Source organism: Aeromonas piscicola, assembly GCF_000820005.1.
GTDB classification, from domain to species: Bacteria; Pseudomonadota; Gammaproteobacteria; order Enterobacterales; family Aeromonadaceae; genus Aeromonas; species Aeromonas piscicola.
This window is the reverse complement of sequence record NZ_CDBL01000034.1, coordinates 259,978-274,851: the sequence shown is the minus strand read 5'-3', so window position 1 is coordinate 274,851 and position 14,874 is coordinate 259,978. Positions and strand designations below refer to the sequence as shown.

Here is a 14,874-nt window from a genome sequence, read left to right as displayed (position 1 = left end):
AGGCCAGCCACTCTGGTCGGACAACAACTGCAACTATGCTTGCAAGGGTGGTCACAAGGCGGAGAGGCACAATGGCACGAGTTCACAACGGCTGGCTGGCAGTGGCCCTCTCGCTGGGCATGAGCGGCGCCTGGGCCGCCCCTGTGCTGATCGCCGCCGAGGATGACTGGGCCCCTTATTGCGAGCTGAACAAGGAGACTGGCCAGCCAGAAGGACTGGCACCGGATCTGGTGAAAGCCATCTTCGCCGTGGAGGGCATAGCCGTCGAGTTTCGTACCATCCCCTTCGCCCGCTGCATGCACGAGGCCAAAAGCGACAAGGTGCTTGGTTGCTTCGATGCCACCATCACGGAGGAGAACCGCTACCAGTACTATTGGCACGAGACCCCCATGTTCGAGGAGGATCTCGCTATCTTCGCCCTGGCCAGCGAGCCTCGCCGGGATCTCAAGCTCACCTCGCTGGAAGAGAAAACTGTGGGCATCACCCTCGGCTACACCTATCCCACCGACTTCATGGAAAACCCCAGGATCACCCGCTTTCAGGCCAAGTCGGACACCCAAATCATCGAGATGCTGGTGCGTGGCCGGGTCAATTACATATTGATGAACGAGATGCCGGGCTACCTCAAGATCCAGCAAAAGCAGCTGACCGGCCGGATCGTCAAGGTGGGCAAGCTCTCCACCGACGGCTTCTGGCTGGCCTTCTCTCGCGCCAATCCCCAGGGAGAGACCATGGCCAGACGCTTCGAGGAGGGACTGCAAAAGATCAAAAACAATGGCACCTACGAGGCGCTGGTACGGGACTTCGAAGCCAGGCTTGGACTCCATTGAACAGTTTTGCAGCGGCACCGGCGATATATAACGAACCTGGCCCGAACCGTGCTAATGTGGCCCCTCACTTACCGGCCGATTGCGCTCTGCACCTGATGACAGGCTTGTCATGCAAAAGAGTCGCCAGCCAGGGCAGCCCTTGCCCACCTCTCACCCTCAACCTGACGTCGCCAGACCAGCTGTATTGACCCGATGCCATAAGGCGCATCCTCCCCCGTCGCAGTCTGCTCTCACTGTTGTTATCTGCTATCCACTCTTTTTTACTGCGACAGCGGCCATCCCGACGAGAACAAGCTTCAAGCCAGCGGCCTGAGGTGATTTTCTGTTTGGCGCAGCCCTGCCGCCCACACAGGACACATTGACATGATTGCCTACCTCATTCTGGTTCATCGCTATCCCGATCAGTTCAAGCGTCTGTTCAAGGCGATTTACCACGACAGCAACCACTACCTGATCCACGTGGACAAGAGCTCGGGCCCAGATCTGCAGCAGGAGATAGCCCGTTTTCTGGGCGATTACCCCAACGCTGCCATGCTACCCAGCAAGAATGCGCTCTGGGGCGGTTACAGCCTGGTGGATGCGGAGCTGCGCGGCATAGAGGCGCTGCTGGAGCAAAACAAGGAGTGGGAGTTCTTCATCAATCTGAGCGCCCAGGACTTCCCGCTGCGCTCCCAGAGCGACATTCACGACTTCCTGCGTGATCACAAGGGCAAGGATTTCCTCAAGGTCGCGGATCAGCGCCAGCACAGACCGGACACTCTGCACCGCATCGATCACTATGTGACCGAAACTGCCCATGAACTGGTGTGCGAGCCGGTGAAAACCCGTCCCTACCTGGAAGGTGTGACCCCCTACATTGGCAATCAGTGGATGATCCTGAGCCGGGCATTCTGCAAATTCGTCAGCCACAGCCCGGAAGTCGATCGTTTCAAGGATTTCTACCGCCACACCCTGATCGCCGACGAGGGCTTCTTCCAGACGGTAATCATGAACACCAGCTATCAGGGTCAGATAGTCAACGATGACAAGCGAGCCATCGACTGGATCCCCATGGGTGACATCAAGCTGCGCCCGCGCGACTACACGGTGCACGATGCCGAGGCCCTGCAGCAAAGCGAGCACCTGTTCGCCCGCAAGTTTGATGAGACCATAGACAGCGACATACTGGATATCCTGGAGCGCGCCATGAGATGCCCCCTCGACACCCCCGTCATCCGGCAAGCTGCGTTGGTATGACCATGTGATTCATCCGGACACTTACCGACGCAGTCCGCCTCCGGGAAGATTGCGACTTGGGTACAAGCTGGTAGGCTCAAGCCCGGATGACACCGATGGAGAGTTCAAGATGAAACACGCCAATATTCTGTTGCTGGGCATCACGGCCCTGACCCTGCTGAGCGCTTGCGAACGCGGGGCCACCACATTGAGCGTGACCGGCGGCGATCCCGTCACCTATCAGTGTGAACAGGGCAAGAAGGTGCAGGTGAGCTACTTCGCCCTCTCCGACCAGAGCCTGAACTTCGTCAAGCTGGCACTGCCCGATGGCAAGGATTACACCCTGCCGCAGACAGTCTCCGCCTCCGGTGCCCGCTATACCGATGAGCATGAGGCCGTCTGGTGGAACAAGGGGGAGGAAGGCTTCGTCGAGATGCGCGACAAGGATGGCGAGTGGCAGAGCGTCTACAACGACTGCAAACAACAGTAATGAGAAATCCCGGCCTGGCCGGGATTTTGTTATATGACCCCGTCATCGAAGCGACTCACTGCACGCACCCGTATGGTGTCCGGGTTCTGCTCATACACCCGATAGCGTGTCTTGGTTGAGTCGATTCAGGACGACGCTGCGTCATCCTCCGGCATGGTTGCCGACCAGTGACGGTAACAAGTCGACTCCGTTTGAGCATCATAAAAAAAGCCAACCCGGTCGGGTTGGCTCAGCATGCAACAGAGGACCTGATTCAGCCGCGTTTGTCGCTCACCACCAGCCAGAGCGCATGCACCATACCGGGCAGGCCGCCGAGCAGGGTCAGCACTATGTTGATGAAAAAGTGCAGGCTGAAGCCTACTTGGATAAAGGCGCACACGGGGGGCAGAAAAATGGCCAGCAAGATCTTGAGCAGATTGTTCATCTCGCACTTCCTCGTCAAAGATGTTTCACGGTTCGGGATGGGCTCACCATAAACAGCCTTGGCCTCAACTGCAAACGAAACAAAGGGCCGCTCACGACTGAGTGAAACAGGGGATCCGCTCCCCCGGTTGCTCGCGCCAGGCCTTGAGGTCGTGGATCTGCTGGTTGCTGCTACCACGCCAGAGCAGACCGGGATCTGCCAGCGCCTTCTCGAACTTGCCATCCACCAGCACGTCCAGCAGGGCGACCAGCTCGCGCTGGGCCTCTGACAGTTCGCCGAGCAGATAGCCGGTCCAGCACCAGATGTCCTTGCCGGGGCACTCGGCCCGCACCCGCTTCACCAACGCCAGCACCTGGGGCACGTTGGCGGGGTGGAGCGGATCACCACCGGAGAGCGACAGACCTCGCCGTTTGATACGGCTGTCGTTGAGATCCGCAATGATGCGATCACTCATCGCCTCATCAAACGGCTTGCCGCCATCGAGCCGCCAGGTGCTCTGGTTGTAGCAACCCGGGCACTGGTGCTCGCAGCCCGACACAAACAGGGTGGCGCGGGTGCCGGGGCCATTGATCACATCGACCGGGTAGTATTGGTGGTAGTGCATCGCTTGTTTCCTGCCTCGTTCACGGGAATGCGGCATGGCTGCCGCCCTCCAATGAAAATGGCCCCTTGAGTCAGGGGCCAGCTCTTCATCGCCTGTGCGCTTACATATGTTTGACGCGGCGCTTCACTTCTTCCTGCTTGCCCGCATTGAAGGGGCGCGCATCCGGACTGCCGAGATAGCCGCAGACACGGCGGGTCACCGACACCTTGGCCGGGTCGTGGTTGCCACAGCGCGGGCAGGTAAAGCCCTTGGAGGTACACTCGAACTCGCCGGTAAAGCCGCAGTCGTAGCACTCGTCAATCGGGGTGTTGGTGCCGTAGTAGGGCACCCTGTCATAGCTGTAGTCCCAGACGTTTTCGAGCGCTTCCAGGTTGTGCTGGATATTGGGGTACTCGCCGTAGCAAATGAAGCCGCCGCTGGCGATGGGCGGATAGGGCGCCTCAAAGTCCAGCTTGTCGTACGGGTTCACCTGCTTCTCCACGTCGAGGTGGAAGCTGTTGGTGTAATAGCCCTTGTCGGTCACACCAGCCACCACGCCAAACTCCTTGGCATCGATGCGGCAGAAACGGGTACAGAGGTTCTCGCTCGGGGTGGAGTAGAGGCTAAAACCGTAGCCTGTCTCCTCTTTCCACTCATCGGTCGCCGCCTTGAGCCGCGCTATGATGGCGACGGCCTTCTGGCGCAGGGTGTCGCTGTCAAACAGATGGACATCAGTGCCGAACAGGGCGTTGATGGTCTCGTGCACCCCTATGTAACCGAGCGAAATGGAGGCGCGACCGTGCTTGAAGATCTCGCTGACGTTGTCGTCGGCCTTGAGCCGCACCCCGCAGGCCCCTTCCATATAGAGGATCGGGGCGACCCGCGCCTTGACGCCATCCAGCCGCTCGATGCGATACATGAGCGCCGTCTTGGCCACTCGCAGGGTGGCATCCAGCTTGTCCCAGAAATCCGCTTCGTCACGGGATTTCAGGGCGATGCGCGGCAGGTTGAGGCTGACCACCCCTATGTTGTTGCGACCTTCATGGATCAGCTCGCCATTTTCCTCATAAGCCCCGAGGAAGGAGCGGCAGCCCATGGGGGTCTTGAAGGAACCGGTCACCTTGACCACCTGGTCGTAATTGAGTATGTCCGGATACATGCGCTTGGAGGCACACTCCAGCGCCAGCTGCTTGATGTCGTAGTTGGGATCGCCCTGCTTGTGGTTGAGGCCATCCTTGATGGCGAACACCAGTTTCGGGAACACGGCGGTCTTTCTGTTCTTGCCAAGGCCGGCGATGCGGTTGCTGAGGATGGCACCCTGGATCATGCGCGACTCCCAGCTGTCGCCAAGGCCGAAGCCGAAGGTGACGAAGGGGGTCTGGCCGTTGGCGGTGTGCAGGGTATTGACCTCGTACTCCAGCGACTGGAAGGCGTCGTAACACTCCTTCTCGGTGCGGGCCATGGCGTAGGCATCCACATCGGCAATACCCCACTCCTCGGCCACTTCCCTATGTTTCTGCCAGCTGATGGTCACATAGGGAGCCAGCACCTCGTCAATGCGGTTGATGGTGGTGCCGCCATAGATGTGGCTCGCCACCTGGGCAATGATCTGGGCGGTCACGGCGGTGGCCGTGCTGATGGATTTGGGGGTATCTATCTCCGCATTGCCCATCTTGAAGCCGTGGGTCAGCATCCCCTTCAGGTCGATCAGCATGCAGTTGAACATGGGGAAGAAGGGAGAGTAGTCGAGATCGTGGAAGTGCAGATCGCCGCTCTCGTGGGCCTGCACCACGTCGCGGGGCAACATGTGGCTGGTGGCGTAGTGCTTGGCAACGATGCCGGCCAGCAGATCGCGCTGGGTCGGGATCACCTTGGAATCCTTGTTGGCGTTCTCGTTGAGCAGGGCCGCGTTGGTCTGCTCCACCAGGCCACGGATCTCCTGAGCCAATCGGCCGCGGGCCTCGCGAGCCTGATCCCGGTCGTGACGATATTCGATATAGGCACGGGCGATGGCCTTGTCGTCGGAAGCCATCAGGTGGTTCTCGACCCGGTTCTGGATCTCGTGGATATCCACCTCGCCACGCCCTTCCAGCTCCTGACTGACGGCGGCGGCAACGCGCTCACCCAGGGTCGGATTGGCCTGACTGACCGCCTCTGCCGCTCGGCCCACTGCCTCGGCAATCAGCTTGGCATTGAATGGTGCGCGACATCCATCACGTTTGATCACAACCGGTTTCATGCGTTTTTCCCGTTTAAAAGGCCAGGCTATCGCCTTCGGCTTACCCTTGTTTGGTGCCCTTCTCCACGCCTCGTCCTGGGCGCAAATAAATTCAGCCGAGACTTGACAAGCCAGGGCTGACGATGAGAAGAGAACAGCTTGTACACAGCTTAATAACACAACATATAGGTGTTTTATATGAATGCGTCCCTATATGTGGTGTCTATTAGGCACCAAAGCACGGCTGTATTTCTTGATCCAGAACAGGTTTTGAGGCGAGTGGCGCAGTTCGCGACCAGTGAAAAGCAGCCCCATACAAGGCCATTCTCAAGCCTGGTGCGGGCTGGCGTTCGACGGGACCGTGACAGAAAAAAATCCCCCCCCTGCGACAGTCGTTGACGAGGGCATGTCTGGCGCAAAACAGGCATAATGAGTGGAATGTCATTGCTATCGACGGGACCCGACATGGCCAAGACCCTGCTACTGCTGCTGTGCCTCCTGCCCTGCCGGTTGTGGGCGGCCGAGATCCTGGTGATCAGCAGCTATCACCCCGAATACCTGTGGGATCAGAGTTACAACGCCAGCCTGCAGGCCCATCTGAGCGGCAAGAATCACATCAGCCACTTCTACATGGACACCAAGCGCCACCCCAATGGTGATTTCGACAAGATTGCCGAACAGGCGCTGGCCTTCTACCAGCAGGTCAAGCCGGATCTGGTGGTGCTTGGTGACGACAACGCCATCAACTATCTGGCCAATGAGATTGCCTCCCTCGGCACCCCAGTGGTGTTTCTCGGCATGAACGAGAACCCGCGCCACAAGGGGCTGGTCGGTCACCCCAAGATCACAGGCGTACTGGAGCGCCCCCTGCTCAAGCGCAATATCAGCGAGATGAGCCAGCTGATGGGCGGCATCAAGAAAGCACTGGTGCTGTTTGATTCCAGCAACGTGGCGCTCACCGCCATCGAGGACGAGTTCAAGACCCAGACCGATCTGCGGGTCGGCCAGACCCGGGTCAACAGCCAGCTCATAGGTGACTACAGCCTGTGGCAGGAGGCGGTGCTCAACGCCAAAAAAAATGGCTACGAAGCCATCTTTATCGGCCTCTACCACACGCTGGTAGATGATGATGGCAAGCACGTGAGCGAACAGACTGTGCTGGAGTGGACCAGTGCCCACAGTCCTGTGCCCCTGTTCTGCTTCTGGGAGTTCACTGTGGGCCCAGGCAAGGCCATCGGCGGCCTGGTGCTGGATGGGCGCGATCAGGGGGCGAAAGCGGCCGATCTCGTCAACGCCATCCTGGCGGGGGCCCAACCCAAAACGCTGGCACCACGCGCCGCCCTGCGCGGCGAATATGTGTTCAGCAAGCAGGAGCTGGCCCGCTGGCAGCTCACCCTGCCCGACAAGTGGCGCAACAAGATCCTCTGGCGTGAGTGATTCACCACCCAAAAACAAAGAGAGAACCCGGCCATGCCGGGTTCTCTCTTATCGGGTTGCGCTGCTAGCAAGCTTGGCCTGGGCGACTCAGCCCTGCAACGCCTGTTGCAACTCTTCTTCGGTCCAGATGGTGATGCCGAGCTCCTGCGCCTTGGTCAGCTTGGAGCCAGCGGCTTCCCCCGCCACCAGCACATCCGTCTTGGCCGACACCGACCCCGCCACCTTGGCACCCAGCGCCTGCAGCGCCACCTTGGCATCGTTGCGTGACAGCTGGGTGAGAGTGCCGGTCAACACGAAGGTCTTGCCGGCAAAGGGCTGATCGCTTGCCTCCTTCTTCTCGATGGCCGGCCAGTGGATACCGGCCGCCAGCAGTGCTTCCAGCACCTCCACATTGTGGGGTTGACGCAGGAAGTAGTAGACGTGCTTGGCCACCACGTCCCCCACGTCGGCCACCTCGAGCAGCTGCTCCACCGAGGCGGCGCGCAGGGCCTCCAGAGTGAGGAAATGGTTGGCAAGGTTCAGCGCGGTCGCCTCCCCCACCTCGCGAATGCCCAGCGCAAACAGGAAACGCGGCAGGGTAGTGCTGCGCGCCGCATCGATGGCCGCCACCAGATTGAGTGCAGATTTCTGCCCCATCCGCTCAAGGCCGGCGAGCTGGATGGCGTTGAGGCTGAACAGGTCTGCCGGGGTCTTCACCAGCCCCTTGTCTACCAGTTGCTCGACAATCTTGTCGCCGAGGCCATCCACGTCCATGGCACGCCGCGCCGCGAAGTGCTTGATCGCCTCCTTGCGCTGCGCCTCGCAGAACAGGCCACCTGAACAGCGGGTGACCACTTCCCCTTCCAGCCGCTCCAGCGCCGAGCCACAAACCGGACATTGGGTAGGGAAGAGGATCTCGCGGGCATCAACGGGGCGCTGCGCCTCCACCACGGCGACTATCTGCGGGATCACGTCCCCGGCCCGGCGCACTATCACTGTATCGCCGATCATGACGCCAAGGCGTTCAATCTCGTCGGCATTGTGCAAGGTGGCATTGGAGACGGTAACGCCACCAACGAACACGGGCTTGAGCTTGGCAACCGGGGTCACTGCGCCGGTACGGCCGACCTGAAACTCGACGTTCTCGAGCAGTGTCATCTCCTCCTGGGCCGGGAACTTGTGGGCCGTAGCCCAGCGCGGGGCCCGCGCCACGAAACCCAGCTCCTCCTGCAGGGGGATGGCATCGACCTTGTAGACCACACCGTCGATCTCGTAGGCCAGCTCGCCACGGCGGGTCAGGATGTCATCGTGGAAGGCCTGACAACCAACCGCCCCCTCCTTGAGTTTCACCTCCTGACTCATGGGCAGGCCCCAGGCTTTGAGCTGACACAAGCGGCCGAAATGGGAATCCCCCAGCTGATCGCCGCCCACCCCGACGCCATAGGCATAGAAGTTCAAGGGCCGGCTGGCGGTGATGCGCGAATCGAGCTGGCGCAGGCTGCCTGCGGCGGCGTTGCGCGGATTGACGAACACCTTCTCCCCTGCCGCCAGCGCCTTGGCGTTCATCGCCTCGAAGCCGGCCTTGGGCATAAAGACCTCCCCCCTCACCTCCAAGCGAGCGGGCCAGCCCTCGCCCCGCAGGACGAGCGGAATGGCCTTGATGGTGCGCACGTTCTCGGTGATCTCCTCGCCCGTGGTGCCATCGCCCCGGGTGGCGGCCTGCACCAGCTGGCCATCCACATAGAGCAGGCTCACCGCCAGACCGTCCAGCTTGGGCTCACAACAGAAGGTGAAGCTCACCTCCCGCTTCAGGCGATCCCTCATCCGCTGCTCGAACGCCTGCAGCTCCTCGCTGCTGAACACGTTGTCCAGGCTCAGCATGGGGATCTCGTGGCGCACCTGTTTGAAGGCGGTCAGCGGTTGACCACCGACCCGCACGCTGGGGGAAGCGGGGGTCTTCAGCTCGGGATGGTCGGCTTCCAGCGCGATCAGTTCGCGCATCAGCCGATCGTATTCGGCGTCCGGCACGGTCGGCTCGTCCAGCACATAGTACTGATGACCGTATTCAATCAGCAGCTCACACAGTTGACGGTGGCGGGAGAGGGTTTCGCTCATGGAGAAGTCTCGGACTGTGGTTGGAATAATAAGTTAACTGCACAAACAAAAATGCGGCACCGGGGTACCGCACTCTTGATGTACTCGACCCGCGTGGAGTCTTAGTCGCGACTGGCCTCGTAGGCAGCCAGTTCGTGCCGGTAACGGGCTATGGTCTCGTCGCTCAGCGGGCTGCGATCCATGTCAGTCAGCATGGCATCCAGATCGCTGGCCAGCTGGTCGGCAGCCTGCAGCATGTGCTCGAAGGCAAAGGCGGCATTGCTGCGCAGCGGCAACTGCATGAACAAGGAGACACCCGGGGTGTCGAACTGCTCCATCCGGTAGGGATTGAAGGTGCCCGGCTTGACCATGTTGATCATGGAGAAGAGCACTTCACCCTTGCCGTTGAGATCCTCATGGCGATGGAAGATGTCCATCTCGCCAAACTTGAAGCCCAGCGCCATCAGGGAGGCCAGCAGGGTGGCCCCTTGCAGGTCGTGACCGGGGCGCGCCATCAGGTTGATGACATAGACATCCTGCCAGATCTTCTCGACCGGCGGGGTATCCATCAGCGGCTCGCGGACGGGCTCTTCATACACGGGCTCCTCGTAGGCAGGCTCGGGGACTGCATAACGGGCCTGCTTGTATTCGGGAGCCGGCGCCTGAACCGGTTCGCGCACACCAAACGTCGGGGCTGTGGCATAAGCCGGTTCGACCAGGGGTTCATCATCCAGCGGTTGCAGCAGCGGCTCGCGCTGGGGACGGGAACGGTGTACCGGGGTACGACGGATCACCTGGGCAGGCTTGCGCACCGGCGCTGCGGGCGCTTCCTCTGCTGTCTCGGCCAGGGGCTCCTCGAACTCCTCCTCGTCCTCTTCGTAGACGGGGGGAGGGGCAACCGGGCGAGCGGCAGGCTTGCGCACCACGGGCGGTGGCAGCTCGGCGTCATCATCCTCATCATCGAAGGCGGGGACGGGGGCGCGGCGGCTGACATCCGGCTGGCGAGCCTCGTCGCTGTGGAGCTTGGGCTCGGCACGACGGCTGCCACTGACCACACGCACCTGACCTATGCCATCGCTGTCGAAGGCGTCATTGTCACGAGTCCGTGATTTGGATTCCATCCGGCCCAGAGGTTTCTCTTTGATCGGTGCCTGACGATTCTTTCTGTTGCTCCACAACCCGTGAATGAGCAATGCCGCAATAGCAATACCGCCCAGGGCAACCAAGATGTAACGCAATTCCTGCATTAGCTGCTTCTCTTTCTAGTTTTGCTCAGCCAAAGCGACGGCTTCACCGATATCGACCGACACAATGCGAGAAACCCCGGGCTCTTGCATCGTGACGCCAACCAGCTGCTCAGCCATCTCCATGGAGACCTTATTATGACTGATGTAAACGAACTGTACTGTGCTCGACATCTCTTTGACAAGAGAACAGAAGCGACCGACGTTCACTTCATCGAGCGGTGCATCCACCTCATCCAGCAGACAAAATGGTGCTGGATTGAGTCTGAAGATGGCAAAAACCAGCGCAAGTGCGGTTAACGCCTTCTCCCCCCCGGAAAGCAGGGCAATGGTAGCATTCTTCTTACCCGGAGGTCTTGCCATGATGCTCACTCCGGCCTCCAAAAGATCATCCGAGGTCAGCTCAAGCCAGGCACTGCCTCCCCCAAACACTTTTGGAAAGAGGGATTTTAAATCTTCGTTGACCTTATCGAAAGTGTCACGGAAGCGTATTTGTGTTTCTTTATCAATTCTTTTAATGGCTTGGCTCAAAGTTTCCAGCGCTTGCTCAAGATCCTGACACTGGTTTTCCAGGTAGGTTGAGCGGGTTTTCGCCTCTTCGTACTCCTCCAGCGCAGCCAGGTTGATGGCGCCAAGTGCCTCCACCTGTACCTCCAACATCTGGAGCTCCTGACGCAACTTGCCGCGATCGGCGGCGATCAAGACAGCCTGATCAAGATCCACCAGCCGTACCCCCAGCTCCTCGAACTGCTCATGCAGCCCCTGACGGCGGGTCAGGTTGCGCTCGCGCTCCAATCTGAGCTGGGCCAGCTTCTCCTGCAGGGTCACCAGCTGCTTGTGATCAACGCTGCGGGCCTGCTCCAGTTCGGTCAGTTGTCGCTCCAACTCTGCCAGCCTTTGATGGCAGGCAAGTTGCAGTGCTTCAAGGTTGCGTTGCTCGGCCAGCAGGGGCGACAGATCCTGACCCGGCGTGGCTCCGGGCTCCTTGAGTTCGGCCAATTCCAGTCCGAGCCTGGCCAGCTCCTGCTCACGCAGCGTGATGAGCTGGCGCTGATTCTGCAGCTCCAGCTGCAAACGCTGGCAGCCGGCCTGCTGCTGCTCCCGGCGCAAGCGAGCCTCTTCCACCGCCCGCTCGGCACTGCTGACCCGCTCCTGGGCAAGTTGCAGCGCCTGAGCCAGCGGCTCGCCCTGCTCCTGCAATTCGCCGAGCCGCGCTTCATCGAGCTCGAGCTGCTGCAGGGCCGTGGCCAGTCGCTGCGCCTCCTCGGCCTGCTCCTGGTCCAGCCTGATCAGCTCTTCGCCAAGCTGGCCGAGCCGCTGCAACCGCTCCTGGCGCTGGCCCTCGCGCAGGCTCCAGGCTTCACGCAATTGCTGCCACTGTCGCTCCTGCTCGCGCACGGTGCGCTGGACCAGCTCGAAGGCGCCGTGCAGCCGGGCGCGCTCGGCATCGGCCGCACCCAGTTGCTCATCCAACCGGCCAAGCACCTGCCGGCCTGCCGTCAGTTCAGTGTGTAACCGCTCACGTTCACCAAGCAGCGCCAGAGTGCCGAGCGCCCCGCCCTGACCAAGGTCAGCCCAGTTGGGACCAAACCAGTCTCCCGCCGGGGTCAGTACCGACTCACCGGCCAGGAGGCCTGGCTGGCGGGCCAGTGCCGCCTCCCGGCTCTCCGCCAGCCAGATGGCGTTGAGAAAGGCGGGGATATGATCGCCCTCGAGTCGGGCCGCCAGGGTACCGGCAACCGCGGGCAGGGCCGGGCCAATCCAGAGTCCGCTCTGCTCAAGGTTGCACTCGTCCCCTGGCTGGGCGGTGAGCCAGCGCCCCAGCACCTTGTCCAGCGCCTGGGCCCATTCGGGCGCAACCTGCAGCCGATCCGCCAGGGTGGCACCCACCATCTGCTCCCCCAAAATTTGGTCAAGCGTGGTGAGGCGGGCGTCCAGCTCCCGCAGCAGGCCACTCTGCTGGCCCTGCTGTGATTTGCATTCTTCATGGCGGGCCACGCTGGCCTGCCACTGTTCATCGAGCTCGGCGAGCCGGGCGCGCGCGAGTGCCAGCTCGGCCGTCAGGGCATCGAGCCCGGGTTGCAGGCTCTCCCCTTCCCCGCCGAGGGGGCCGGCCTGTTCATCCTCCAGCTTGAGACGGGCCAGCCGGGTCTTGGCCTGCAGCTCCTGCAGACCGTTCACCTGTGCCCGGGTCTGATTGAGCCGCCCCTGTAACTGGCTGAGCTGCTGCTGCCACTGCTGCTGATGCCGCCGGGCCTGCTCCAGCTGCTCGCCGGCTGCCAGGCGCGCCTCCTGCTGATCGGTGAGCAACTGCTCACACTGTTCGAGTCGCGCGGATTCAACCTCCTCTCTGAGGGTGCTGTCGGTCAGCTGCTCCTGCTGGCTGGCCAGTTGGGCCTTGATCGCCTCGATACGCTCGCCGAGCGCCTGGCGCCGGGCCTGCCAGTCACGGCCAAGCTCGGTCTGGTGCAGTTGCTGTTGTTCGAGGCGGGCGATGGCCTGACCACCGAGAAAAATCTGCTGCTGGCGGCTCGCCTGCTCGGCCTGGGCCTCCTGGCGGGCCACCGACAGGGTGACGTGGCGTCCCTCGTCGGCGGTGCGCTTGGCATCCAGCGCCGCCAATGCCTGTTCGGCCTGGGCCAGCTCGGCCTTGGCTTCGCCGAGGCGGGTCTCCAGCGCCCACAGCTCGGAACCGATGAGCTCGGCCCGGGCGGCGCGACTGCGGCCCTTGAGCTGCTTGTAACGCTCTGCGGTTTCGGCCTGGGCTTTCAAATGCTCGAGGCGCGATCCCAGCTCGCCGCGGATATCGCCGAGCCGCTCCAGGTTCTCCTGGGTATGGCGGATGCGCTGCTCGGTTTCCCGGCGCCGCTCCTTGTAGCGGGAGACACCGGCGGCCTCTTCCATGAACAGCTTGAGATCGGCGGGGCGCGACTCCACCAGCCGGCTGACGGTGCCCTGCTCTATGATGGCGTAGCTGCGCGGGCCCAGGCCTGTGCCGAGGAAGAGGTCGGTGACATCCTTGCGGCGACACTTCTGGCCGTTGATCTGGTAATGGTTGGAGCCGTCGCGCAGCACCTCGCGGCGCACCGAAATTTCGGTAAAGCGGCCAAATTCACCGGGCACCCGGTTGTGGGGATTGTCGAACACCAGCTCCACCGAGGCGCGGCCGTGGGGGCTGCGGTTGATGGAGCCGTTGAAGATGACGTCCGTCATGTTCTCGCCGCGCAGATGGCGGGCCGAACTCTCCCCCAGCACCCAGCGCACGGCGTCGATCACGTTGGACTTGCCGCAGCCATTGGGCCCCACCACGGCTGTCATGTCGGCCGAGAACTCGATGCGGGTCGGCTCGACAAACGACTTGAAACCGGCGAGTTTGATCAATTTCAGACGCATGGGGGCCTATGTGGGTAACGAAATAAAGAGGAGGCGGGCAGGCGACTTTACCAAATCCAAACCTTGTTTGTAATATGCTGGCAGTTTCCCATGAACAGATGGAGCTCAGATGAGCCAATCACCCCCTATGGTCAAAGACTCAATCAGCGGTGCGGACTACTTCCTGCGCGGCTTTTCGCTCATCCGCCAGCCCGGCATCCGCACCTTCGTGCTGATCCCCCTGCTGGTCAACTTCGTGCTGTTTGCGGGGGCCTTCTACGCCCTCTTGCTGCAACTGGACGGCCTGTTCGGCTGGCTGCACCAGCAGATCCCCAGCTGGCTCGACTGGCTGGACTACCTGCTCTGGCCCATCGCCCTGGTGACCATACTGGTGGTCTTCTCCTTCCTGTTCAGCTCGGTGGCGAACTGGATAGCGGCCCCCTTTAACGGCCTGCTGGCGGAGAAGGTGGAACAGACCCTCACCGGCGAGGTGGTCAGCGACACCGGCATGCTGGACATAGTCCGGGATGTGCCCCGCACCTTCGGCCGCGAATGGACCAAGTTGAAATATTACCTGCCCAAGGCCATCGGCTGCCTGATCCTGTTCCTCATCCCTGTGGTCGGGCAGACACTCGCCCCCGTGCTCTGGTTCCTGTTCAGCGCCTGGATGATGGCAATCCAGTACATCGACTATCCATTCGACAACCACAAGATCAGCTTCATTACCATGCGCGATGCCCTCAAGCAGCGCCGTGGCAAGTGCCTGAGCTTTGGTGCCCTGGTTACCCTCTTCTCCGCCATCCCGGTGGTGAATCTGTTCGTGATGCCGGTGGCCATCTGCGGCGCCACCGCCATGTGGGTGGATCACTACCGCGCCGAACAGCTCAAACGCTGACCCCCTTCCCGCGCGGCAAACGGGCACCCTGGCAGTGCCCGTTTGCTTTTTGCATTATAAAAAATAATGCTTAGCCTTCATTGCTTGTCGCCT

General features: G+C 61.3%; 11 protein-coding genes. 5 read left to right on the top strand and 6 right to left on the bottom strand.

Going from position 1 to position 14,874, the window contains the following annotated elements; translation table 11 throughout:
* Window positions 1–119 precede the first annotated feature (119 nt).
* The 3 genes from BN1128_RS07120 (at window position 120) to BN1128_RS07110 (ending at window position 2,535) form a co-directional block, all read left to right on the top strand.
* Window positions 120–830, top strand: coding sequence for a substrate-binding periplasmic protein (locus tag BN1128_RS07120; RefSeq protein ID WP_244464567.1), 711 nt, complete (start codon window positions 120–122; stop codon window positions 828–830).
* 363 nt (window positions 831–1,193) lie between these two features.
* A complete protein-coding gene (locus tag BN1128_RS07115) occupies window positions 1,194–2,066 on the top strand; it encodes a beta-1,6-N-acetylglucosaminyltransferase (RefSeq protein WP_042867243.1) in 873 nt (290 codons plus the stop codon).
* Between the two features lie 109 nt (window positions 2,067–2,175).
* Window positions 2,176–2,535: an MliC family protein gene (locus tag BN1128_RS07110; RefSeq protein WP_042867242.1), complete on the top strand. Its 360-nt coding sequence runs from the start codon at window positions 2,176–2,178 to the stop codon at window positions 2,533–2,535.
* Between the two features lie 253 nt (window positions 2,536–2,788).
* On the opposite strand, the gene BN1128_RS24535 is transcribed toward BN1128_RS07110, so the two are convergent.
* From BN1128_RS24535 to nrdD, 3 genes are all read right to left on the bottom strand, one after another.
* The gene (locus BN1128_RS24535; RefSeq protein WP_042867241.1) at window positions 2,789–2,959 is read right to left on the bottom strand and encodes a YqaE/Pmp3 family membrane protein; all 171 of its coding nucleotides are present in this window, start codon (window positions 2,957–2,959) and stop codon (window positions 2,789–2,791) included.
* A gap of 91 nt (window positions 2,960–3,050) precedes the next feature.
* Window positions 3,051–3,563: an anaerobic ribonucleoside-triphosphate reductase-activating protein gene (gene nrdG, locus BN1128_RS07100; protein WP_042867240.1), complete on the bottom strand. Its 513-nt coding sequence runs from the start codon at window positions 3,561–3,563 to the stop codon at window positions 3,051–3,053.
* 100 nt (window positions 3,564–3,663) lie between these two features.
* Complete coding sequence (gene nrdD / locus BN1128_RS07095) at window positions 3,664–5,781, bottom strand: anaerobic ribonucleoside-triphosphate reductase (protein ID WP_042867239.1); 2,118 nt, start codon at window positions 5,779–5,781, stop codon at window positions 3,664–3,666.
* A gap of 408 nt (window positions 5,782–6,189) precedes the next feature.
* On the opposite strand from nrdD, the gene BN1128_RS07090 reads away from it, so the two are divergent.
* Complete coding sequence (locus BN1128_RS07090) at window positions 6,190–7,197, top strand: ABC transporter substrate-binding protein (protein ID WP_042867238.1); 1,008 nt, start codon at window positions 6,190–6,192, stop codon at window positions 7,195–7,197.
* Between the two features lie 87 nt (window positions 7,198–7,284).
* Here the strand turns inward: BN1128_RS07090 and ligA are convergent, their stop codons facing one another.
* From ligA to BN1128_RS07075, 3 genes are all read right to left on the bottom strand, one after another.
* Window positions 7,285–9,291 carry an NAD-dependent DNA ligase LigA gene (ligA, locus tag BN1128_RS07085; protein WP_042867237.1) on the bottom strand — a complete coding sequence of 669 codons (2,007 nt, stop codon included), beginning with the start codon at window positions 9,289–9,291 and terminating at the stop codon, window positions 7,285–7,287.
* Between the two features lie 101 nt (window positions 9,292–9,392).
* The gene (gene zipA, locus BN1128_RS07080; protein ID WP_042867236.1) at window positions 9,393–10,517 is read right to left on the bottom strand and encodes a cell division protein ZipA; all 1,125 of its coding nucleotides are present in this window, start codon (window positions 10,515–10,517) and stop codon (window positions 9,393–9,395) included.
* Between the two features lie 15 nt (window positions 10,518–10,532).
* Complete coding sequence (locus BN1128_RS07075; protein ID WP_042867235.1) at window positions 10,533–13,907, bottom strand: AAA family ATPase; 3,375 nt, start codon at window positions 13,905–13,907, stop codon at window positions 10,533–10,535.
* Window positions 13,908–14,016: 109 nt separating this feature from the next.
* On the opposite strand from BN1128_RS07075, the gene cysZ reads away from it, so the two are divergent.
* On the top strand, window positions 14,017–14,781 hold the full coding sequence (cysZ, locus tag BN1128_RS07070) for a sulfate transporter CysZ (protein WP_042867234.1): 765 nt from the start codon (window positions 14,017–14,019) through the stop codon (window positions 14,779–14,781).
* Window positions 14,782–14,874 lie beyond the last annotated feature (93 nt).